The following is a 21591-nucleotide window of genomic DNA, read 5'->3' as shown; positions in this document are numbered from 1 at the left end:
GTCCCCGCTCAGTCCACCGGCCAGGTGTGGACCGGGGCGTTGAGGTGCATGTAGTCGATGTACAGCTCCGTCATCCGGCGCAGCGCCTCGTGCCGGCCTGCGTGCGTGGTCTCCTCCAGCTTGTGCACCGTCTCCTTCTGCCACACCGCGCCGTTGCGGGCCGTGACGCACCGCTGCTCGATGATGCCGAGCAGCGGCTCCCGCCACGCCGCGTCCATGCCGGACAGCTCCAGACCCCGGTGCGCAAGCGGCAGCAGCCGCCGCAGCACCAGTTCCGGCACCGGCACCTCGCCCATGCCGGGCCAGTACAGCAGCGCCTCGATGCCGTGCCGTGCCGCCGTGTGCAGGTTCTCCTCCGCCGCCGAGAAGGACATCCGCGACCACACCGGCCGGTCCTCCTCCACCAGGGCCCGCGTCAGGCCGTAGTAGAAGGCACCGTTGGCGAGGGTGTCCGCGACCGTCGGGCCCGCCGGCAGCACCCGGTTCTCCACCCGGACGTGCGGCCGGCCGGCCGCGACCGCGTACACCGGGCGGTTCCAGCGGTAGATCGTGCCATTGTGCAGGGTCAGCTCGGCCAGCTCCGGGATGTCGCCCCGGTCCAGCGTCTCCGCCGGGTCCTCCTCGTCGCACAGCGGCAGCAGGGCCGGGAAGTAGCGCAGGTTCTCCTCGAACAGGTCGAAGACGCTGGTGATCCACCGCTCCCCGAACCACACCCTGGGCCGCACCCCCTGCACCTTGATCTCCTCGGGCCGGGTGTCCGTCGCCTGCTCGAACAGCGGGATACGGGTCTCGTGCCACAGCTCCTTGCCGAACAGGAACGGCGAGTTCGCCGCGAGTGCCACCTGCACCCCCGCGATGGCCTGCGCCGCGTTCCAGTAGCCCGCGAAGTCCTCCGGGGAGACCTGGAGATGGAACTGGGTGCTGGTACAGGCGGCCTCCGGGGTGATCGTGTCCGCGTAGGTGCGCAGCCGGTCCACGCCGTCCACCTCGATGCGCAGGTCCTCGCCCCGGGCCGCGAACACCTGGTCGTTGAGCAGCCGGTAGCGCGGGTTCTCCGACAGCGCGGCCATACCGATGTCCGCCTGGCGCAGCGTGGGCAGGATGCCGACCGTCACCAGCCGCGCCCCGACCGTACGGGCCCGGTCCTCGGCGTGGTTGAGCGCCGCCCGGATCTCGCCCTCCCAGGCGTCCGGTCCGCCCGCCGTCAGCCGGCGCGGCGGCACGTTGATCTCCAGGTTGAACCGGCCCAGCTCGGTCGACCAGGAGGGGTCCGCGATGGCCTCCAGCACATCGCTGTTGCGCATCGCGGGCTCGGCGTCGCCGTCCACGAGGTTCAGTTCGATCTCCAGCCCGACCTGCGGCCGGTCGCTGTCGAACCGCGACTCGCGCAGCATCTGGGCGAACGCGTCGAGGCACTCCTGCATCTTGAAGCGGTACCGGCGGCGGTCCTCGCGGGTGAAGACGAGCGCCGGGACGTCCCGTCCCATCGGCCCTCCTGGATTCCCTCCTCCAACACCTGTGCACCCAGCCTCGCACCACCCACCGCACCCCACCACGCGACGGTCCGCTGCTACAGGTGCTCCACCACCCGTGCGAGCAGCAGGGCCACGTCGTCGTGGTCGTCGGGGTGGCGCAGGCCGTGCACCAGCCGGTCGCAGACCTCCTCCAGCGAGGGGCCGGGCTCGCCCAGCAGGGACAGCAGCGTCTCCAGCCGGTCGTCGATGGCGTGCTGCCGGGTCTCCACCAACCCGTCCGTGTACAGCACCAGCAGATCGCCGGGCTCCATCGTGACGGTGGCCGCCTCGAACGGCACCCCGCCCACCCCGAGCGGCGCGGCGGTCGGCAGGTTGAGGAACTTCGGTGTCCGGCCGGGTCTGGCCAGGGCGGGCGGCAGATGCCCCGCGTTGGCGACGGTGCACCGGTTGGTGGCGGGGTCGTACACCGCGTACAGGCAGGTGACGATGTAGTGCTCCAGATCGCAGGTGATCTTGTCCAGGTGGCGCAGCACCGCCTCCGGGGCCAGATCCAGGTCGGCGTAGGCGCAGGTCGCGGTGCGCAGCCGGCCCATGGTGGCGGCCGCGTCGATGCCGTTGCCCATCACGTCGCCGACCACCAGGGCGGTCCGGTCGTCGCCCAGCGGGATCACGTCGTACCAGTCGCCGCCCACCTCGCTGGTGGCCTGCGCCGGCTCGTACCGGGAGGCCACCTCCAGTCCGGTGTGGCGGGGGGAGTGGTCGGGCAGCAGGCTGCGCTGGAGGGTGAGCGCGGTGTTGCGCACGCTCTGGAACCAGCGCGCGTTGTCGATCGCCACCCCGGCCCGGCCCGCGATCTCAGCCGCCAGCACCACGTCGTCCTCGTCGAACGGCAGCGGATTGTGAGTCCGCTTCAGGTCCAGGGCGCCCAGCACCTCACCGTGCGCGATCAGCGGCACCGCCAGGTACGAGTGCACGCCCGCCGCCGCGAGCAGCGCCTCGCCGTCCGCGTCCCGGGCGATCCGCGGCAGGTCGGCGGCCTGCACATGCGGGATCAGCACCGGGCGCCCGGTGTGCACGCACAGGGTGACCAGCCGGTCCCCGTCGTAGGCGGCCAGGTCGCCCGGCGGGTCGGCGGCGCGGGTCGCCACGGTCGGGTGGGCCGCCTTCAACGCGAGCGCCCGGAACAGCTCGGGGCCGTGGTCCGGGCTGCTCATCCGGCGGCAGGCCAGCGCCGAGTCCAGGACATCCACCGCGACCACGTCCGCCAGCACCGGCGCCGCCACCTCGGCCAGCTCGCGGGCGGTGCGGTCCACCTCCAGGGTGGTGCCGATCCGCGCCGAGGCGTCCGCGATGACCGCCAGCCGTCTGCGCGCCCGGTCCGCCTCCCCGGCCGCCTGGTGCCGCTCGGTGACGTCCACGACGGAGACGGCCGCCCCCAGCACCCGGCCGCTCGCGTCCTCCAGCCGGTAGAACGACAGCGACCAGGCGTGCTGCTGTCCGGGATCGTTGCGTGGCCGCCCCACGTGGTACTGGTCCAGCAGCGGGGCGCCGGTGGTGAGGACCTGGAGCAGCGCCGACTCCACGGTGTCCATGTCCGTGAGCGGCAGCGTCTCGCGCAGGCTCCGGCCCACGTGGTCGGCGGCCGGCGTGCCGTCGATCCGCTCCAGTGCCGGATTGACCAGCAGAAACTTGAGGTCCGGGTCGAGCAGGGCGAGCCCGATGGGGGACTGGTAGATCAGCCGCTCGCACAGCGCGAGGTCGGTCTCCACCCGCTGGAGCAGGGCCCGGTCGGCGGCGATGCCCAGCGCGTACACCTCACCCTCGTCGTCGAGCAGCCGCATGGTGCGGAACTCGGTCAGCCGGCTGGAGCCGTCCTTGCGCAGCACGGGGAAGGCGCCCGCCCAGCCCTGGCCGGTGGCCAGCACCTCGGTGAACAGCCGCACCGCCGACCTCATCCGGCCCGGCGAGACCAGCAGCCGGCCCGCCTCGGAGCCGAGCGCCTCCTCGGCGGTGTAGCCGAACAAATCCTCCGCCTGCGGGGTCCAGAAGACGATGCGCCCACGGGTGTCCAGGACCACCGCGGCCACGCTCAGCAGGTCCAGCAGCCCCGTCGGCCGGGGGTCCCCGGCGTCGTGCTCCTCGTCCGACTGGAAGGAGTCCACTGCCATCCCGCCACCTCCACCCAACCGGTACGGGCGTCGCCCGACAGCTCGGGACCGGTACCCCTCCATGCTGCCCCCGCCGCCCGCTCCCGCCCACCGCAGCGCCCGTCCGCCCCCTCAGCCGTCCTGTTCGCGCCCGTCGTCCGCGCCGTCCTCGCCGTGTGACGGCACCCAGTGGTGCTCGGTGAACCAGCGGCCGAAGAGGGCGCCCCCGTACACGACGAACCCCACGCCGATCAGCCAGGACGACACCACCAGCACGGTGCCGACCGCCCCGTAGCTCAGCGCGTTGGTCACGATCAGGGGGGTGAACACCAGGGTGGAGAAGGCGCGCAGCCCCACCAGCCCGAGCAGGCTGGCGATGGCGCCAGGCAGCAGCTCACGCCAGCGGACCTGGCCGCCCAGCAGGAACCACGGCCCCCACCAGAAGAAGAGGACCGTGGTCAGCGTGGTGAGGAAGATCCGGGAGAACCCGTGCATCGTGGTCCCCGTCTGCACCTCCTGGTACAGGTACGCCATCAGTACCAGCAGCCAGGTCGCCTGTCGCCACACCCGGTGCCAGCGCCCGGCGGGCAGCCCCCAGATGCGCTCGAAGGCGTTCTGCACGCTGCCGCCGAAGGACACCCCGAACACCGCGAGCATCAGGATGCTCCACGCGCTGGTGGTGCCGATGACCTCGCGCGGCGGGCTGAACACCTCGTTGAGCACCCTCGCGGAGCGGCCCGAGAGCCCCATGCCGTCCGACAGCCAGGACGGGAAACCACCGCGCACCAGCGGGTCGGCGGCGGCGACCACGATCAGCAGTGGGGCCAGGGTCACCAGCGCGAGGGTGGCGAACCCCATGGCCCGGTGCAGCAGTTCCAGCTCCCGGCCGCGCCGGATCAGGATGTGCAGGGCGAGCCACTCCCAGGCACGGTGCAGGCCGTGCCGCCGGCTCACGGTTTCCCCTCGGAGGGCGCCGGCGGGTAGGTGAGGCGGCCGTCCTCGACGTGCGCGTTCTCGTTCAGCGAGGCCGGTCTCGTGCTCGTCTCCGACATGATGTGGTCCACGTCCGCGCCCGCCGCCAGCAGCGCGTCCGTGATGAGCCTGCGGTGGCAGCGCCAGGGCACCGCCTCGCTGCACATGATGGCCGGCCGGCCGTGCTCGGCCAGTTCCAGGAGTTCGTCCAGACCCTCCCGGAACTCGTCCGTGGCCATGTGGTCGGCGTAGTCGCGGAACGCCTTGACCCGCCAGGCGCCGTTGGGACTCGGCACGCCCTTGGGCGTGTGCCGCCGCCCGCCCAGTTGTGGAATCCAGCGGTACTCGATGTCGGGCGGCAGCGCCTCCTCGATGGCCGACCGGTTCCACTGCGGGAACTTCCGCGAGGAGGGGAACGAGCGCACATCGACCAGATGGGTGACGCCGTTGTTCCGCAGCATCGTCACCAGCTCGTCGAAGTCACGCGTGGAGTGCCCCACCGTGCGGATACGGTTCGTCATCCCGGTGCCGCCTCACCCGGCCCGCCCGTGCCGCCGTTCAGGCGTTCGCGGCCCGCACCAGCACCCGCTCCTGGGAGATCTTCACGTCCCAGTCGGGCTGCGGCACCGTCGCCGGACCTCGTGTCACCTCGCCGTCGGCGAGCCGGAACGCGCTGCCGTGCCAGGGGCAGTGGAGGCAGCCGTCCGCGTCGACCTTGCCCTCGTCCAGCGGGCCGCCGGCGTGCGTGCAGGTGGCCGAGAGGGCGTTCACCGTGGCGCCGTGCCGCACCAGCACGACTGGTACACCGCCCGCGTCGACCCGCAGCGGCTTGTCCTCCTCCAGCGCGGTCAGCGCCGCCACGTCCGTCCACTTGCCGGTGGGCTCCTCGAACGCCGTGTGGTTGACGCCGACGCCGTTCACGTACGACAGGTGGCCGCCCAGGTAGGCCGAGGCGCCGGTCAGGCCGAGGCCCACCCCGCTCAGCACGACACCGGCGCGCCGACGGCCGGTCAGCCGGGCCACCCAGGAGGCGGCCTGGAGCACGGTCGCCGCGCTGTTGAGCATCCCGTGGACCAGGCCGACCCGCTGGGGCCCGCCGATGGTGTCGGCCCAGTCGGACGCGCCGCTCGCGGCGGTCGGCACCACGGCGAGCAGGCCGAAGCCGACCAGTTTGCGGGCCGCCCGGGCGCCGCGCTCGCCCGCCGTCAGGTCCAGCACCGTGGCCATGCCCCAGGCACCGATGGGCACGTCGGTGAGCACCGGGTGCAGCGCGTGGCCCAGCCAGGTACCGGAGAGCGCGTTCTTGACGGCGGTCGGCTGCGTCACCTTGTTCACCAGCTCGGCGACCGGACCGGTGAGGGCGTCGAGCGCGCTGCGGCCCTCGATGTCCTGGATGACGTGCTCGATCTGCTTGGGCATGACACTCGCTCCTCATAGCGTTCGGACCTGACGGGCCGGTGTCCCGAGGGTGCTCCGGCTCGCGCTCTGATCTGGGCCAGGCTGTCTGCGCCCGAGCATCCCGGGCCGCCGGTACGGCAGTTCACCGCCGTCGATGGCCGGGTTCCCGGGTTCAGCGGGGCCACTCCCCTGGGCCCGCGCCTCGCCACTCGACCCACCCGGCGCTCACGACGTCCGAATCCTCCACCGTGGCCAGGTCCTCGGGCCCGGCCCGGCGCAGGAACTCCACGACGTCCAGCACGGTGTAGGCCATGCCGACGAATTGGTCCCCGATGCGCACCCGCCTGCCGCCGTCCGGGGCGGGCGGGTAGATCACGACGGGGATGTCCGGGGTCATGTCCCGAGCGTGGCCCAGGACCGCGGCCGCCGCATGCCGGAGTGCTCCAGGACGGCGGCGTTACTCGACCGCGGGGTCCTCGTCCGTGTGCCGCACCGCCTCCTGGACCGACCGCTCCAGCGCGCCGCGGTCCTCGCCGGTCTCGGCCGACCGGTCGGCGATGGCCGCGCACACGGCGTCGTACGCCGTGCGCCAGCGGCGCCGCTGGGCCTCGTACTCGCTCCCGGTGAGACCGGCCAGTCTGGCGCGCTCCACCTCGGCGGACCGTTCCAGGGCGATGAGGCTGTCGGGAATGTCTGCCACGTGGGGATCGTAAGCGCGGCGGCCGACGGGCGCCTCTCGGGCCTCCGGAGCGGGGTCTCATATCCGGGGCCGGGGGCTCGGCGGCTTGGTTTCGATCTTTGTTTCACCTGATCGGGGGAGTGACCAATCCGGTTTCGCAGCAGGTCCGGATTCCCCGTGTGAGGGATGAAGAGTGGGACCACCGATCGCCGGACGCCCCGGCGCGCTTCGCACTGGGCGCGCCGCGCGGGCTGCTCGCGGGCTCAGCCGCGCCGGCGGACCGGAACCCGGCGGCAGGGGCCGCCGGGGGCCCACTCTTCGGAGGGGTCGGGGCGCCGGCTGCCACGACGCGCCCCGACTCCACCGGCACCCTGGCCGTAAGGGCCGCCCCCCGCGCCGGAGACCTCCCCACCACCCCGGATCACCTTTCACCGCGATGACCCGCAGCGCGGTACCCGCCGCGCACCACCCTCAGGAGATGACAGAGAAATGACGACCGCCACCCGCACCCGCCGTGCCGCCGTCACCCTTGCCGCCGCCGCCGTGCTGCCGCTCGCGCTGAGCGCCTGCTCCTCCAGCGACTCCAAGGACAGCGGGAAGTCCGACTCCTCGGCGCCCGCCGCCTCCTCGCCCAAGGCCGGCGAGGGCATGAGCAGCATGGACGAGCCGTTCGGCCCGGCTTGCTCCTCGGTGCCGAAGAACGGTGCGGGTTCCTTCGACGGCATGGCCAAGGACCCGGTCGCCACCGCCGCGTCCAACAACCCGGCGCTGTCCACGCTGGTCACCGCGGTGAAGAAGGCCGGTCTGGTCGACACCCTGAACAACGCCCAGAACATCACGGTGTTCGCGCCCACCAACGACGCCTTCGACAAGATCCCGAAGGCCACCCTGGACAAGGTCCTCGCCGACAAGGCCCAGCTCACCAAGATCCTCACCTACCACGTCGTCGGCAAGAAGCTCGCGCCGAAGGACCTGGAGAACGGCTCCTTCGACACCCTGGAGAAGTCGAAGCTGATGACCTCCGGCTCCGGCGAGTCCTACACCGTCAACGACTCCGCCAAGGTCGTCTGCGGCAACGTCAAGACCGCCAACGCCGACGTCTACATCGTCGACACCGTCCTGATGCCGAAGAGCTGACCCCATCCCGCAGCGCCCGCCCGCTCCGGGGTCCCGGAGCGGGCGGGCGCGCAGCCCTTTCCCCCTCACACCCCACTCCCGGAAGGGAAAGCACGATGCGCCGAACCGCCGTCGTGGGCAGCGGAGTCGCCGGACTCACCGCCGCCCATGTGCTGCGCCGGGCCCACCACGTCACCCTGTACGAGGCGGACGACCGCCTCGGCGGCCATGCCCACACGCACGACCTCACAGCCCCGGACGGCCGCATCCACCGGGTCGACTCCGGTTTCATCGTGCACAACCGGCGCACCTACCCGTACCTGCTCCGCCTCTTCCGTGAACTCGGCGTCGCCACGCAGGAGTCGGAGATGAGCATGTCGGTGCGGTGCGAGGGCTGCGGCCTGGAGTACACCGGTGCGCGCGGCGCCCGCGGCCTGCTCGCCCAGCCCCGCAACCTGCTGCGCGCCCCCTACCTGCGCATGCTGGCCGAGGTCCCCGCCTTCCACCGGGCCGCCCGCGCCCTGCTGGAGCACGAGAGCCACTCCACGCTCACCCTGGGCGGGTTCATGGACCGGGCGGGCTTCTCCCCGTACTTCCGGGCCCACTTCATGACGCCGCTGGTCTCCTGCGTCTGGTCCTGCGACGCCGAGACCGCGCAGCACTACCCGGCCGCCTACCTCTTCCGGTTCCTCGACCACCACGGCATGCTCTCCGTCACCGGCTCACCCGTGTGGCGCACCGTGACCGGCGGCTCACGCAGCTACGTCGACCGGGTCGCGGCCGAGGTGCAGGAGGTCCGCACCAGTGCCCCGGTCCGCACCATCCTGCGCCACGCCGACGGCGTCGACATCACCACGCGGGACGGCGCCACCGACTCCTACGACCACGTCGTCGTCGCCGTCCACCCCGACCAGGCGCTCCGGCTGCTCGGTGACGCCACCGCCGACGAGAAGGAGGTGCTGGGGGCTTTCCGCTACTCCCACAACACCACCCTGCTGCACACCGACTCCGCTCTGCTGCCCCGGGCCCCCGGCGCCCGCGCCTCCTGGAACTACCTCATGCCGAACTGCTCGGCGGGCTCGGACCGGGTACGCGTCACCTACGACATGAACCGGCTCCAGCGCCTCGACGCGCCCCGGCGCTACCTCGTCACCCTCGGCGGCGAGGACCGCGTCGACCCCGTGCGCGTCCTGGCCCGGATGAACTACGAACACCCCGTCTACACCCCTGAGTCGGTGGCCGCGCAGCAGCGGCTGCCCGAACTCGCCACCCCCGTCACCGCGTTCGCCGGCGCCTACCACGGGTGGGGGTTCCACGAGGACGGCTGCCGCAGCGGGGTCGCGGCCGCGAAGGCGCTGGGGGTGGCCTGGTGAGCACGGCCACCGCGCCCGCCCTCTATCCGTGCGTCGTCCGGCACACCCGCCGCGCGCCGATCCACCATGCCCTGCGCCACCGCACCTACATGTGGTTCGTCGACATCGACCACATACCCGAACTTCCCCTACTGCTGCGCCCGTTGGCCCGGTTCCGGGCCCGCGACCACTTCACCGGCCGCGCCCCCTCGATCCGGGCCGCGCTCGACGGCTTCCTCGCCGAGCACGGCATCGACCTCGAAGGGGGCCGCGTCGTGATGCTCACCCACGCGCGCGTCCTCGGCCACGTCTTCAACCCCCTCACCCTGTACTGGTGCCACGACCCCGAGGGCCGCCCCCGCTGCGTGGTGGCCGAGGTCCACAACACCTACGGCGGCCGCCACGCCTACCTGCTGCACACCGACGCGGCCGGGAAGGCCGACGCGGACAAGGAGTTCTACGTCTCGCCCTTCTATCCGGTGGACGGCCGCTACCACATGCGGCTCCCGCTGCCCGGTGAACGCCTCCAGCTCTCCCTGCGCCTGGACCGGCCCGGCAGCCCGCCCTTCACCGCCGGCGTCCACGGCACCCGCCGCCCGGCCACGCCGGGCGCGCTGCTGCGGCTCTCCCTGCGCCACCCCTGGTCGACCCTCGCGGTGTCGGCCGCCATCCGTTTCCACGGCATCCGCCTGTTCCTCAGGGGCCTGCCGGTGCAGCCGCGCCAGGTCCGCCACGACCCGGAGAACGCCACATGACCACAGCCCGCCCCCGCCCCACGACCAGGACCGGGACAGCCTCGGTCCCGGCCCCGGTGGACGCCGGCCGCTGGCCCGACGTGGCCGCCGTGCCCAAGGCGTCCTGGCCGGTACGGACCGTCGCCGCCGCCGCCGTCGTACGGCACGCCCTCGGCGGACTGCCCCTGCGCGTCCGGTTCCCCGACGGCACCACCCTGGGCCTGGGCGGACCGCTCATAGAGGTGCGGGACCCGGACGCCTTCCACGCCCGCATCGGCACCACCGGCCTGATCGGCTTCGGCGAGTCGTACATGGCGGGGGAGTGGCACGCCCCTGACCTGGTCGGCGCGCTCACCGTGCTCGCCTCCCACGCCGCCGAACTCGTCCCCGCCCCGCTGCAACGGCTGCGCCGCCTGTGGGCGCTGCGGCAGCCCGCCGCCCAGCGCAACACCGCGACCGGCGCCCGCGACAACATCAGTCGCCACTACGACCTGTCCAACGACCTCTTCGCGCTCTTCCTGGACGACACCCTCACCTATTCCTCCGCCGTCTTCCGCGGCTTCCCCGCCGAGCACGCCCTGCTCCCCGCCGCCCAGCACCGCAAGATCGACCGGCTGCTCGACCTCGCGGAGGTGGGCGAGGACACCCGGCTGCTGGAGATCGGCACCGGCTGGGGCGAACTCGCCCTGCGCGCCGCCGCCCGCGGTGCCCACGTCACCTCGCTGACCCTCTCCCGCGAACAACGCGACCTCGCCCGGCAGCGGGTGCGCGAGGCGGGCCTCGCCGACCGGGTCGCCATCGAACTGTGCGACTACCGCGAGGCCGAGGGCACCTACGACGCCATCGTCAGCGTGGAGATGATCGAGGCGGTCGGGGCCGAGTTCTGGCCCGTCTACTTCCGCACCCTCGACGAGCGCCTCGCTCGCGGCGGCCGGGTCGCCCTCCAGGCCATCACCATGCCGCACGACCGGATGCTCGCCTCCCGCGACACCCACACCTGGATTCAGAAGTACATCTTCCCCGGCGGCCTGCTGCCCTCCGTCGAGGCCGTCGACCAGATAGTCCAGGAGCACACCGGGCTCGCCGTCACCCGGCGCGACGCCTTCGGCGCGCACTACGCCGAGACCCTCAGGCTGTGGCGCGAACGGTTCACCGAGCGCGCCGAGGACGTCGAAGACCTCGGCTTCGACCACGTCTTCCGCCGCCTGTGGACCTTCTACCTCGCCTACTCCGAGGCCGGATTCCGCTCCGGCTACCTCGACGTCCAGCAGTACCTGCTCACCAAGGAGCCCACTCGATGACCGACCTCCGCACCGCCGTCCGCACCGGCGCCGCGCACCGGCTGGCCGTGCTCGTCGAAGACGCGCTCGGGGCCCCGCTGCCGGTCCGGCTGCGCGCGTGGGACGGAAGCGAGACCGGCCCGTCCGACGCCCCGGTCGTCGTCCTGCGCTCCCGCCGGGCGCTGCGCCGCCTGCTCTGGACCCTGGAACGCCGCTGGGACGACGTCGTCGCCCTGGTCGGCACCGAGACCGCCCGCGTGTGGCGGCTGTACCTGGTCGGCGGGTCGCTCGCCTTCGAGGAGGGCCGGATGGGCGTCGACCAGATCCTCTCCGTACGGCGGGACCGCGTGGGCGCCGGCGGGCTGGACCTCTCCGAGGCCGCCGACTGGTACCGGGACCTGGTGTGAGCGGCTTCGCCTGGGGCGCCTTCGCCGCGAACCTCGGCTGGGCGGCGCTCACCGCGCTCGGCGTCATGGTGATCACCTTCGCCGTCGCCGTCCGCAAGGGCATGCACCGGATCGTGGACATCGCCTGGGGCGCCGCCTTCGCCGCGGTCGCCCTGGCCACCTTCGGCGCGTCGGCGGGCGAGGGAGACCTCGCCCGCCGGGCCCTCGTCACCGCCCTCACCGTCGTCTGGGGCCTGCGGCTCGCCGTCCACATCGGGCGCCGCGGCCGCGGCCACGGCGAGGACCCGCGCTACGACGAGCTGCTCGGCAAGGCACCGGGCAATCGCAACCTGTATGCCTTCCGCATGGTGTACCTGCTCCAGGGCGCCCTCGTCTGGCTGGTCTCCCTGCCGGTCCAGGCCGCCCAGTACGCGACCGGCCCGGTCTCGGTGCTCGCCTGGCCCGGGGTGGCCCTGTGGGCGGTCGGCATCTACTTCGAGGCCGTCGGCGACGCCCAGAAGGCCCGCTTCAAGGCCGACCCCGCGAACAAGGGCCGCATCATGGACCGGGGCCTGTGGCGCTACACCCGGCACCCTAACTACTTCGGCGATTTCTGCGTCTGGTGGGGCCTGTTCCTGATCGCCTGCGACGGCGGAGTCGCATCCGCCGTCGTCTCCTTCGTATCGCCGCTGGTGATGAGCTATCTGCTGATCAACGGCAGCGGCAAACGCCTGCTGGAGCGCCGCATGTCCGGCCGCCCCGGCTGGGCGGAGTACGCCTCCCGCACCAGCGGCTTCTTCCCGCTTCCCCCACGCGGCTGACGCCGGACCACGAAAGGAGGGGAGCCCCGGATCACCGGGGCTCCCCTCCATTCGTGTCTCTCCGCCTACGACGGCATGCTCAGCACCGTCACCGGGGCGCTCGTCGGCTTGGCCGAGCCGCCCGCCGGCTCCACCGTGACCCCGACGCCCGAGGCGCCGTCCACGGTGCCCTTCATCAGCACCGTCTGGCTGGCGCGTGCCGGGTCCATCAGACCGGCGTCGCGCATGGTGCCGCCGTCGTCGAACCAGAGCTGGTACACCTTGCCCTTCGGCGGCTCGGGCATCCTGGACGACACGAACACCGCCCGGTCCCGCTGGGCGGAGACCACCACCGTGCCGGTGCCGCCCGCCACCCTCACCGTGCGGGACTTGGCGTCCGGCGCCGCCAGCACCCCGGCCAGGTCGGACGCCTGCCGCTCCGCCCGCGCCGCCCGCTGCTGGGCGTCCTGGGCGCGGTCGTACTGCCACACCGCCGTACCGCCGAACACGGCGGCCGCCGCCACGCACGCCGCCAGCGCCCAGCGGGCCGGGCCCGCGCCGAGCGCCTTGCTCCGGCGCACCCGCTCCACCGGGGTGGTACCGGGAGTGAGCTGGCGCACCGAGCCGACGCGGTGCAGCACCTCCTCCCGCATCGCCGGGCGCACCGGCACGGCAGCGGCCAGTGCCAGCCGGGCCGCGGCCGCCTCGAACTCCTCCACCTCGCGGACGCAGGACGGGCAGCCGGAGAGATGGCGCTCGAAGTCGGCGCGCTCGTCGTCGGGCAACGCGTGCAGCGCGTAGGCACCCGTCAGCGTGTGCGGATCGGTCATGGTCACGCGGTCACCCCCAGGCAGTCGCGCAGCCGGATGAGGCCGTCGCGCAGTCGTGTCTTGACGGTGCCGAGCGGCAGCGCGAGCGCCTCCGCGACTTCCCGGTAGGTCAGCCCCCGGTAGTAGGCGAGCGTCACCGACTGACGCTGGAGGTCGGTCAGCGTGCGCAGACAGCGCCGCACCTGCTCCTGCTCCAGCCGGGACTCCACCTGTTCGGTCACCTCGTCGTACTCCGGCGTACGGTCCAGCAGCGCCGCCTTGGTGTCCCGGGCGGCGGCCGCCTCCACCGAGCGGACGCGGTCCACCGCGCGCCGGTGCGCGAGCGTCAGAATCCAGTTGATCGCGGTACCCCGGTCGGGCCGGTAGCGCGGAGCGGTGCGCCAGACCTCCACCAGCACGTCCTGGGCCACCTCCTCCGACTGGGCCACGTCGCGCAGGACCGCCCGGACGACCCCGAGCACCGGACCGGCCACGGTGTCGTAGACCGAGGCGAACGCCTCCTGATCACCGAGGGCCACCTCGTGCAGCAACTGCTGCAAGTCCGGTTCCGCTGCCGGGTTACTGCCGATGTAGACGGCTTCCTTCACAACTGTCCTCTCCCACGTTGCGCCGCGGCGGGGCCCCCACGTGTGCCCACGGGAGTCGTCCCCGCGTAATCCGAGGCCAGGGCGGTCGCGGATTGGTCACCCGGACGAATAACGACGACGGGTGCCGGGCTCAGACCAGCCCGGTGACGGTCACGGTGACCTTCGGCGCCCGCCGGCCGGGCAGCAGCCCGGCCAGCCGTACTTCCACGGCCCGTCCGACGGCACGGGCCACGTCCAGCGTGCGGACGTGCCCGCGCGCCACGACATGGATCTCCACCTGCCACGGCCCGCCCTCGTCCGGCTGGCTCAGCCGCACCCCGGAGGGCACCGCCCGGCCGCCGTTCGCCCCGCTCGTGCCGCGCGGCAGCGCCGAGCGCAGCCGCCCGCCGAGGCCCGGCCGCAGGAACGCCACCCCCGGCACGGCCTCGACGGCCGCGGCGATCTCCTCGGTGAGCATGGTGCGCAGCGCGCGGTCAGTCATCGCCCGGCCCTTCCTCGAATCCGGCCGGAGCGTCCACGAGGTCGACGATCCGGATGTCCACCGACGCGAGCCGCAGCCCCAGCCGCAGCCGGGCCGCCTCGGCCACCCGCAGCCGCACCTCCTCGGCCACCTCCTCCAGCGGCACACCCAGCGGGGCGTGCACCTCCAGGCGCACCGTCACCCCGCCCCGCCGGGCGCCGTCCGGCGGGGCGATCCGGCACGAACCCGCGCGGACCCCGGTGACGGTCTCGGCGGCGGCGCGCAGGGTGCGCGCCGCGACCGCCTCCATCACCCACAAATCCTCGTCGTCGTCCCCGAGCGGTACCGGGCGGCCGGGCCGCAGCTCCATCCGGACCACGTCCATCACGCGCCGGGTCAGCGCCGAGGGGTCGTAGCCGGCCTCCGCCGGGGCGGTCTCCTCGCGCAACTCCCGGACGGTGGCCTCCAGCAGCGTGAGTTCCCGGACCGCGTTCTTGCAGTGCGGGCAGGTGGCGCGGTGCGGGTCGGGGTCGGCCTGCTCCCAGCCCTCCCAGACGCCGGACAGCAGCCGCCCGCAGGCGAGCCGCTCGTCGTCGCCGTCGGGCCCGGTGTACCGGTCGGGCGGGTCGGTGTGCGTGGTCATCGCCAGGCCCCCAGTGCTCGTGTCAGACAGCGTCGTGCGCGGAAGACGCGGGCGCGCACCGCCTCCTGGCTGATGCCGACCGTCTCCGCTATGAACTCGTAGGAATGCCCGTCCAGTTCGCGCAGCACCCAGCAGGCCCGCTGCTCCGCCGAGAGGTCGTCCAGCGCCCGGCGCATCCCGCGCACCGCGTCCCGCGCCTCGGTGACCCGCTCGGGGGAGTCGTACTCCGGCGCGGCGAACCGGCCGGCCGCCTCCAGCGACGTCACCGGCCGGCACGCCCGGAGGATGTGCAGGCAGCGGTTGGTGACGATGCGGTACATCCAGGTGCCGAAGGAGGAGTGCCGCCGGAACTCCGGCAGCCGGCGCCAAGCGCTGATGAAGGCGTCCTGCACCGCGTCCTCCGCCTCCGTACGGTCGCCCAGCAGCCGGGTGGCGAGGCCGACCAGCGCGGGGGCGTGCTCGCGCACCAGCACGGCGAACGCCTCCTCGTCGCCCTCGGCCGCACGCACCGTCAACAGGCCGTCGTCCGGGCGTGCCACCCGCACCGGGGTGTCGTCGGGCGCGCGTTCCGGTCCCGGACACGCGATCTGTCTGCGGACCCCCGACACCGGGCGGCTCCTCTCCGTCGTCCTGCCTCTTCGACGCCTCGAAGGCGGCTTTGTGGCGCGGAATCCGCCGCGCCCCTTTCCTGCCGTGCCCCTCATCGGCTACTTCAGGCGCGGAAACCCAGGTGGATGCAGGTCGTGGGGCGCGTCACCGGGGCGCGGACAGGCTTCAGCGGAGAAAATCCGGGAATCCGCGTCACATGCGTGGACCGGCCGGGTCCAACGAGCGACAACGGCAGTACGGCCCATCGAGAGGACCTGGTCATGAGCGTCCAGAGCGCGCCCGCCCCCGCTATCGTCCCTGCGGTCCCCGCCACGAACCAGCAGTCGGCCACCACGGCCCTCGCGGGCGGTGCCACCGGAGCCGACGAGCCCGCCGCCACGCGCGGCCGGACCTCCATCGCCGATGTCGTCGTCGTCAAGGTCGCCGGCGTGGCCGCGCGCGAGATCCCCGGTGTGCACGCCATGGGCGGCGGGCTCTCCCGCACCATCGGCGCCGTCCGCGACCGTGTCCCCGGCGGCCGCTCCAACGTCGGCCGGGGCGTCAAGGTCGAGGTGAGCGAGCGGCAGACCGCCATCGACCTCGCCCTGGTCGTGGAGTACGGCGTCCCCATCGCCGACCTCGCCCGCGACGTCCGGGAGAACGTCATCGACGCCGTCGAGCGGATCACCGGCCTGGAGGTCGTCGAGGTCAACGTCACCATCAACGACGTCCACCTGCCCGAAGACGAGGACAGCGCCCCGGAGACCACCTCCCGCGTGGCCTGAGTCCGGGCGGCGGGTAAGAGCAGTGCTGAAGAGCGCCTCAGCAGGGCGCGTAAGAATGGGACGGACAGATGGACAGAGCGCTGGTAGGGCTGATCGCCGGCATCGCGCTTGCGTTCGCCGGCTGGTTCGGCGGCTTCGGCGCGTTCCTGCTCGTGGCCGCGCTCGGCGCGGTCGGCTACGCGGTCGGGTACTGGTTCGACCGGGGCGGGCGCGCCAGGGACCTGCGGCACGCCTTCGATCGGGGCCGCCGATGACCGCCCCCGAGCGGCGCGGCACCATCACGGTCTCCGCCCGTGCCGTCCGCCGGATCGCCGGCCGCGCCGTCACCGAGGCGCTGCCCGGCCGCGCCGCGCGGGCGACCGGCTCCTCGGCCGCCGTAAGCGGTGGCCGGGCCGAGGTCGCGGTCGACGTCGCCCTGCCCTACCCGGCGCGGCTCACCCCCACCGTGCGCCGCGTCCAGGACCATGTGACGGCCCGTACCGGCGAGTTGACCGGCCTGGACGTGCGCACGGCCCGCGTCGGCGTCACCGCGCTCACCCCGGACCGCACGACGGAACCGGCCCGCACGACGGAACCGGACGGCGTCCCGGCCCCCGGCGGCCGGGTTCCGCGTCGCTGGTGGGCGCAGCGCAGGCTGCCCCTCGGCGTACTCACCCTGCTCGCCACCCTGACCTGCGGCGCCCTCGCCACCGACCTCATCCTGGTGCACACCGGACACCGCCCGGCCGCCCTCTGGCGCACCGGCGCCCTGCACTGGCTGTACGTGCACGGACCCGGCGAACCCCTCACCGCCGCCGCCCTCGGCTGCGTCCTGCTCGGCGTCTGGCTGATCGTCCTCGCCGTCACCCCCGGCCGGCGCGGTCTGCTCACCGCACACTCCCCGGCACCGGCCACCCGGGTCGCCCTCGACCGGGGGGCCGTCGCCGCGCTGCTCCGGGACACGGCCGCCGGGACCGAGGGCGTCGACGCCGTCGCCGTACGGGTCCGGCGCCGCCGCGCCACCGTACGCGCCGCCCTCGTCTTCGGGGACCGCGCCGCCGTCCGGGACCAGATCACGGACGCCGCGCGCCGCGCCCTCGCCGAGTGCGGACTGCGCCGCCCGCTGCGGCTGCGCGTCGCCGTACGCCCCCTGCCGGTGTGGGCCCCGCCCCCGGCCGAGGCCGCGCCGACGCCCCTCGGGGCCGTGGCGCCCGCCGGAGGGAGTTGATGCGCACCGCCCTCAACCGCTGCGTCCTCGCCGCCACCACCCCCGACGCCGTGCTGCCCGGTGTCACCCGGCTCCTCGGCGGGGCCGAATCGGCCGCCGCCCCCTGTCCCGTCCACGGCCGGGTGCGCCTGAGCGCCCGATCCCAGCAGGTACCGCATGTCCGCTGAACAACACGCCCCCGCCGCCACCCGGCCGCCCCGGCCCACCGGGTGGGGCGCGGCGCTGCGCCGCACACCGCTGTCCATGTGGCGCGACGACGTCTCCGACGACGCCGCCGCCCTCACCTACTACGCCATCCTGACCGTGCTGCCCGCCCTCCTGGCCACCGTCATCGCTTTCGCGCTGATCAGCCCCGGCACAGCGGAACGGTTCATCACTCAGGTCACCGCCTACGCCCCCGCCGAGTCCGGTGGCGAACTCCACGACGTGCTGGGCCGCATGCTGCGCCCCGACGCCTCGATCTGGCCACTGCTGGTCGCCGGGACGGCCAGCGCCATCTGGTCCGCCTCCAGCTATCTGGCGGTCTTCCGTCGCTCCCTGCACCGCATGCACCGCGTCGAGGACCACCGTTCGCCCCTGCGCAAGGCCCACCGGATCGTGCTCACGGCGCTGGGGCTGCTCGGCCTGCTCCTGGTAAGCGCCCTGGTGCTGCTGCTCACCGGGCCGGTCGCCGAGGCCGCCGGGCGCTTCTTCGGCCTCGACGCCACGGTCGCATGGGTGTGGCGCCTGCTGCGGTGGCCCCTGTTGCTGATCCTCGCGGTCGTGCTGATCGTGGTCGTCTTCCGCACGGGCCCCGCGCAGGCCAAGCGGCGCGGCCACAGCCTGCCCGGCGGAGTGCTCGCCGCCACCCTGTGGATCACGGTGTCGGGCGGCTTCGCGCTCTACACCTCGGTGCTCGGCGGCTACAGCAGGCTCTATGGATCGCTCGCGGGCTCGGTCGTCTTCCTGATCTGGCTCTGGCTGTCCAACCTCGCCCTGCTCACGGGCGCCCAGTTCACCGCCGAGCTGAGCCGGACCCCGGCCGAACCGTCCCCGCCGGCCGACTGAGCGGGGGCGGGTCGGGTCCAGGAGCCGGGCGGCGATCCCGCGGCCATGGAAGGGCCGGGGCCGGGCGTGCGGCCCCGTGCCGTCGACGGTCTCGGTTCGGGGCGCGGGGTCCCTGACACCGTCGCACGCCGTGGCACCGCGCCACCATCAGTGGTGACACTCGTACCGGGAGGGGCCGGACACCCATGCGCGGCCGGGCGTGCCGTACGGCGAACGCACCGCGACGAATTGCCGACCGCGACCGGCCGTGTTTCGTTGGGTGCTGAGCCGTCCCCGCCCCGGTGGCGGCGCCCTGGCCGGCTGGAGGAACCGTGGCCGAGAAGTTCGTGCAGATCATCGCCTTCGACACCGACCGCATCGACGAGATGCGCACCCTGGCGATGGACATCGACCGGCGTTTCGGGGGCATGCAGCACGGCCCCACCTACCAGGCAGTCCTCAAGGACAAGAGCAAGGACGACCGCTACTACGAGGTGCTGGAGTTCGCCTCCCTGGAGGCGGCCGCGCGCAGCCGTCACGACCCCGAGGCCCGCGCCTTCGCCGAGCGCATGGCGGCCCTGTGCACCAGCCCGCCCTCGTTCATCGAGTGCGACCTGCTGGAGTCGTCCCGGCCGAGCTGACCGGGACGACTCCTGACGGCTACCCGATCCGCCACAGATGGTCGTCGGTGCCGTTGTCCGCGAACTGCACCACCTGGGCGCTGTTTGCCGTGGACATGTTGTCCACGCCGAGCACCTTCCCGCTGTGCTTGTTCTGGAGCCGGAACCAGCCGTCACCGCTGTCCAGGCGCCGCCAGAGATGGTCGTCCGTGCCGTTGTCCTCGAACTGGACGACCAGTGCGCTGTCGGCCGTGGACATGCCGGCCACGCCCAGCACCTTGCCGCTGTGACCGTTGCGGACCAGGAACCAGCCGTCCCCCCGGTCGAGCAACTGCCAGGCGTGGTCGCCGGTCGGCGTGTCGTCGTACTGCACCACCCGGGCGCTGTTGGCCGTGGACATGTTGTCCACGGCGAGCACCTTGCCGCTGTGCTTGTTCCGTATCTGCCGGAACGGCGGCTCCGGGGTCCACGGGCGGCCGTCCGGCGCGGCGGTGGGGAAGCTGCTGATCCGCAGCCGCGCCGCCCCCATCGGGACCAGGGTCACCGTCTCGACGGGGGAGGCGGACCGGGCCGGGCTCGGCTGGAGCGGCGCGACCACGTGCTCGTCGTCCGCCACCCACTCGGGGATACGGCGGGCCTGCGCCGTCAGCCGCACGGGCGTGCCCTCCAGGGTGAACGGGTTGGCGGGGACCGCACCCCCCGCCCGGACGAACTCCGGCACCGCGCCCGGCACCAGCCCGTAGTTCCACGGGGTGGTGGCGTGCACCTCGTACTCGGGGAAGGTGTCGTCGCCCGCGTACCGGACGTAGCGCTCACCGATCTTCAGCGCGTACGTCAGCGGGCCGTGTGCCACGCTGACCGAGTTCTCGCCGCCCGTCCAGGTGCGGACCGTCGTGCGCTGGGGGAGCTTCAGGGCGATGACGTCGCCGTTCGCCCAGGTACGGTCCACGGTGACGAAGGTGGGGCCCGGTCGCGCGGCCACCGTCCGGCCGTTCACCGTGAGCACCGGGTCCGCGCACCAGCCCGGCACCCGCAGGCGTAGGGGGAAGCGGACCGTGCGGGGCGTGGACAGGGTGAGCCGGACCGTCTCGCCGAAGGGGTAGTCGGTCTCCTCGGTGACGGTGACCCGCGTGCCTCCGGCCACGGTGGCCGTGACCCGGCAGGGCGCGTACAGGGCGGCCGCCAGACCCTGGTCCGGGGTGGCGAGCCACAGCTCCTCGGTGAAACAGGGCCAGCCCATGCCGTAGTTGTGCGGACAGCAGCGGTACTGGTCGACGCCGGGCTGGAACGACTGCATGGCGAAGCCGTTCTGGAACTGCCCCTGCGTCTTCACCGCGTTGTCCAGGTCGACGCTGTTCGCGCTGGTGACGTAGTGCACCGCCCGGCCCTGCGGATCGAGCGCGGCGGGCAGCATGTTGAATGCCAGCTCCTCGCAGCGGTCCGCCCACACCGGGTCCCCGGTGACCCGTGTGAGCAGCTCGTGGCTGGCCATGAACTCGACGATCCCGCACGTCTCGAACCCCTGCCGGGGATCACCGAAACCCGGCCGCAGATTCTCGTCCCCGGCGAACCCGCCACCGGGGAACTGCCCGTAGGTACCGAGCACTTGGTCGTACGTGCGGTACGTGGCACCCGTGTCCGAGGCCGAGCCGGAACGCCGGGCGTACTGGGCGGGTTCCCGGAAGCCCTGGGCGATGTTGACGTTGTGCGGGGTGGGCAGCGGACCGGTCCAGTCGGCGCCCCAGGTGTGCATCTTGTCGGCGAGGTCCAGCAGGTAGGCGTCGCCGGTGCGGTCGTGCAGCCACAGTGCGACGTCGAGACCGTCGCCCCAGCGGGTGGCGATCCAACTGTGGTCGAAGGCGCCCTTGCCCTGGGCGTTCATGAAGGTCAGGAAGCGGGTCAGGAACGGGATGATCCGCTGGTCGCCCGCGTACTCCTGCCAGGTCCGCAGGGCCATCAGCAGCGGCAGGAACGGCCAGAAGTCGGGGCCGCCGTCCAGTGAGGTGCGCAGGGCGCGCGGGCCGAAGAACCCGTCGGACTGCTGGGTGGCCAGCACCGCGTCGATCCAGCGGCGGGCTCTGGCCAGCGCGTCGGCGTCCCCGGTGGCGATGGCGAGCGGGACGAAGCCCCGGAGCCAGTAAGGGAGTTCTTCCCAGCCTGGCTTCTCGGGGTGGACCCAGCCGGAGGCGTCGAAGTCCAGGAAGTGCGAGCGCTGGTCGTAGCGGCCGCACAACCCGTCGAGCTGGAGCTTGAGTTGGCCGGCCAGCCAGCCCCGGGCGGTGATGCTGCCCGGCGCGAGGCGGGTGAAGGCGGCCGGGGCCAGCGCGCGGGCGGCGGGGGTGGCGTACGCCAGCGGGCCGGACAGTGCGGCCGAGCCCAGCGCCAGCGCGCCGGCGGCCAGGAAGTGACGTCGGTCGAGGGACATGCGGGCGCTCCTGGGGGTGAGTCCGGCATGGGGGTGCGCGGCCCGCCCCGCCGGTGAAGGCGGGGCGGGCCGCGCGGTACT

Annotated in this window: 24 protein-coding genes and 2 pseudogenes; 13 read left to right on the top strand and 13 right to left on the bottom strand. The window is 73.3% G+C overall.

Going from position 1 to position 21591, the window contains the following annotated elements:
- Positions 1-8 precede the first annotated feature (8 nt).
- The 7 genes from OG448_RS00870 to OG448_RS00840 all read right to left on the bottom strand — a co-directional run bounded on the left by OG448_RS00870 (position 9) and on the right by OG448_RS00840 (position 6692).
- Positions 9-1487 (bottom strand): glutamate-cysteine ligase family protein, encoded by a 1479-nt coding sequence (locus OG448_RS00870; protein WP_405550668.1) that lies wholly within the window; start codon positions 1485-1487, stop codon positions 9-11.
- 83 nt (positions 1488-1570) lie between these two features.
- Positions 1571-3643 (bottom strand): SpoIIE family protein phosphatase, encoded by a 2073-nt coding sequence (locus OG448_RS00865; RefSeq protein ID WP_405550667.1) that lies wholly within the window; start codon positions 3641-3643, stop codon positions 1571-1573.
- Between the two features lie 111 nt (positions 3644-3754).
- Positions 3755-4576 carry a ribonuclease BN gene (locus OG448_RS00860; RefSeq protein WP_405550665.1) on the bottom strand — a complete coding sequence of 274 codons (822 nt, stop codon included), beginning with the start codon at positions 4574-4576 and terminating at the stop codon, positions 3755-3757.
- Positions 4573-5115, bottom strand: coding sequence for a DUF488 family protein (locus OG448_RS00855; RefSeq protein ID WP_405550664.1), 543 nt, complete (start codon positions 5113-5115; stop codon positions 4573-4575). The genes OG448_RS00860 and OG448_RS00855 overlap by 4 nt, the downstream gene beginning before the upstream one ends.
- 37 nt (positions 5116-5152) lie before the next feature.
- A complete protein-coding gene (locus OG448_RS00850) occupies positions 5153-6013 on the bottom strand; it encodes a Rieske 2Fe-2S domain-containing protein (RefSeq protein ID WP_405550662.1) in 861 nt (286 codons plus the stop codon).
- Positions 6014-6164: 151 nt separating this feature from the next.
- Complete coding sequence (locus OG448_RS00845; protein ID WP_405550659.1) at positions 6165-6389, bottom strand: hypothetical protein; 225 nt, start codon at positions 6387-6389, stop codon at positions 6165-6167.
- A 60-nt stretch (positions 6390-6449) separates the two neighbouring features.
- Positions 6450-6692: a hypothetical protein gene (locus OG448_RS00840; RefSeq protein ID WP_030813435.1), complete on the bottom strand. Its 243-nt coding sequence runs from the start codon at positions 6690-6692 to the stop codon at positions 6450-6452.
- Between the two features lie 468 nt (positions 6693-7160).
- Here OG448_RS00840 and OG448_RS00835 point away from each other — a divergent pair, with 468 nt between their 5' ends.
- The 7 genes and pseudogenes from OG448_RS00835 to OG448_RS00805 all read left to right on the top strand — a co-directional run bounded on the left by OG448_RS00835 (position 7161) and on the right by OG448_RS00805 (position 12360).
- Positions 7161-7808 carry a fasciclin domain-containing protein gene (locus OG448_RS00835; protein ID WP_405550657.1) on the top strand — a complete coding sequence of 216 codons (648 nt, stop codon included), beginning with the start codon at positions 7161-7163 and terminating at the stop codon, positions 7806-7808.
- A gap of 95 nt (positions 7809-7903) precedes the next feature.
- On the top strand, positions 7904-9160 hold the full coding sequence (locus OG448_RS00830; RefSeq protein WP_405550656.1) for an NAD(P)/FAD-dependent oxidoreductase: 1257 nt from the start codon (positions 7904-7906) through the stop codon (positions 9158-9160).
- Entirely contained in the window at positions 9157-9894 is a 738-nt protein-coding gene (locus OG448_RS00825) for a DUF1365 domain-containing protein (RefSeq protein WP_405550655.1), read from the top strand. The genes OG448_RS00830 and OG448_RS00825 overlap by 4 nt, the downstream gene beginning before the upstream one ends.
- Complete coding sequence (locus OG448_RS00820) at positions 9891-11174, top strand: class I SAM-dependent methyltransferase (protein ID WP_405550652.1); 1284 nt, start codon at positions 9891-9893, stop codon at positions 11172-11174. Before OG448_RS00825 ends, OG448_RS00820 begins: the two co-directional genes overlap by 4 nt.
- Positions 11171-11353 (top strand): annotated as a pseudogene (locus OG448_RS00815) (SAM-dependent methyltransferase); the annotation flags it as partial. The gene OG448_RS00820 and the pseudogene OG448_RS00815, both read left to right, overlap by 4 nt.
- Positions 11354-11560: pseudogene (locus tag OG448_RS00810) on the top strand (SAM-dependent methyltransferase); the annotation flags it as partial. It lies immediately after the preceding pseudogene.
- Positions 11557-12360: a DUF1295 domain-containing protein gene (locus tag OG448_RS00805; protein ID WP_405550651.1), complete on the top strand. Its 804-nt coding sequence runs from the start codon at positions 11557-11559 to the stop codon at positions 12358-12360. The pseudogene OG448_RS00810 and the gene OG448_RS00805, both read left to right, overlap by 4 nt.
- A 65-nt stretch (positions 12361-12425) precedes the next feature.
- On the opposite strand, the gene OG448_RS00800 is transcribed toward OG448_RS00805, so the two are convergent.
- From OG448_RS00800 to OG448_RS00780, 5 genes are all read right to left on the bottom strand, one after another.
- Positions 12426-13175, bottom strand: coding sequence for an anti-sigma factor domain-containing protein (locus OG448_RS00800; protein WP_405550649.1), 750 nt, complete (start codon positions 13173-13175; stop codon positions 12426-12428).
- Entirely contained in the window at positions 13172-13756 is a 585-nt protein-coding gene (locus OG448_RS00795) for a sigma-70 family RNA polymerase sigma factor (protein WP_405550646.1), read from the bottom strand. The genes OG448_RS00800 and OG448_RS00795 overlap by 4 nt, the downstream gene beginning before the upstream one ends.
- Positions 13757-13886: 130 nt before the next feature.
- A complete protein-coding gene (locus OG448_RS00790) occupies positions 13887-14237 on the bottom strand; it encodes a hypothetical protein (protein ID WP_405550644.1) in 351 nt (116 codons plus the stop codon).
- Positions 14230-14859: an Asp23/Gls24 family envelope stress response protein gene (locus OG448_RS00785; RefSeq protein ID WP_405550642.1), complete on the bottom strand. Its 630-nt coding sequence runs from the start codon at positions 14857-14859 to the stop codon at positions 14230-14232. The genes OG448_RS00790 and OG448_RS00785 overlap by 8 nt, the downstream gene beginning before the upstream one ends.
- Complete coding sequence (locus tag OG448_RS00780) at positions 14856-15398, bottom strand: RNA polymerase sigma factor (RefSeq protein ID WP_405550640.1); 543 nt, start codon at positions 15396-15398, stop codon at positions 14856-14858. Before OG448_RS00780 ends, OG448_RS00785 begins: the two co-directional genes overlap by 4 nt.
- A gap of 330 nt (positions 15399-15728) precedes the next feature.
- Here OG448_RS00780 and OG448_RS00775 point away from each other — a divergent pair, with 330 nt between their 5' ends.
- The 6 genes from OG448_RS00775 to OG448_RS00750 all read left to right on the top strand — a co-directional run bounded on the left by OG448_RS00775 (position 15729) and on the right by OG448_RS00750 (position 19106).
- A complete protein-coding gene (locus OG448_RS00775; protein ID WP_405550638.1) occupies positions 15729-16232 on the top strand; it encodes an Asp23/Gls24 family envelope stress response protein in 504 nt (167 codons plus the stop codon).
- Between the two features lie 68 nt (positions 16233-16300).
- Positions 16301-16486 carry a hypothetical protein gene (locus tag OG448_RS00770; RefSeq protein WP_356431762.1) on the top strand — a complete coding sequence of 62 codons (186 nt, stop codon included), beginning with the start codon at positions 16301-16303 and terminating at the stop codon, positions 16484-16486.
- A complete protein-coding gene (locus tag OG448_RS00765) occupies positions 16483-17439 on the top strand; it encodes a DUF6286 domain-containing Asp23/Gls24 family envelope stress response protein (protein ID WP_405550635.1) in 957 nt (318 codons plus the stop codon). The genes OG448_RS00770 and OG448_RS00765 overlap by 4 nt, the downstream gene beginning before the upstream one ends.
- A complete protein-coding gene (locus OG448_RS00760) occupies positions 17439-17606 on the top strand; it encodes a hypothetical protein (protein ID WP_405550632.1) in 168 nt (55 codons plus the stop codon). Before OG448_RS00765 ends, OG448_RS00760 begins: the two co-directional genes overlap by 1 nt.
- Positions 17596-18486: a YihY/virulence factor BrkB family protein gene (locus tag OG448_RS00755; protein WP_405550630.1), complete on the top strand. Its 891-nt coding sequence runs from the start codon at positions 17596-17598 to the stop codon at positions 18484-18486. Before OG448_RS00760 ends, OG448_RS00755 begins: the two co-directional genes overlap by 11 nt.
- Before the next feature lie 311 nt (positions 18487-18797).
- The gene (locus OG448_RS00750) at positions 18798-19106 is read left to right on the top strand and encodes a hypothetical protein (RefSeq protein WP_391296653.1); all 309 of its coding nucleotides are present in this window, start codon (positions 18798-18800) and stop codon (positions 19104-19106) included.
- Between the two features lie 19 nt (positions 19107-19125).
- Here the strand turns inward: OG448_RS00750 and OG448_RS00745 are convergent, their stop codons facing one another.
- On the bottom strand, positions 19126-21510 hold the full coding sequence (locus OG448_RS00745) for an RICIN domain-containing protein (protein WP_405550628.1): 2385 nt from the start codon (positions 21508-21510) through the stop codon (positions 19126-19128).
- Positions 21511-21591: the final 81 nt, after the last annotated feature.

The sequence above is a fragment of the Streptomyces sp. NBC_01171 genome (genome assembly GCF_045039805.1).
Taxonomy (GTDB): domain Bacteria; phylum Actinomycetota; class Actinomycetes; order Streptomycetales; family Streptomycetaceae; genus Streptomyces.
The sequence above is the reverse complement of the archived record's forward strand: the minus strand, read 5'-3'. Positions and strand labels throughout refer to the sequence as shown.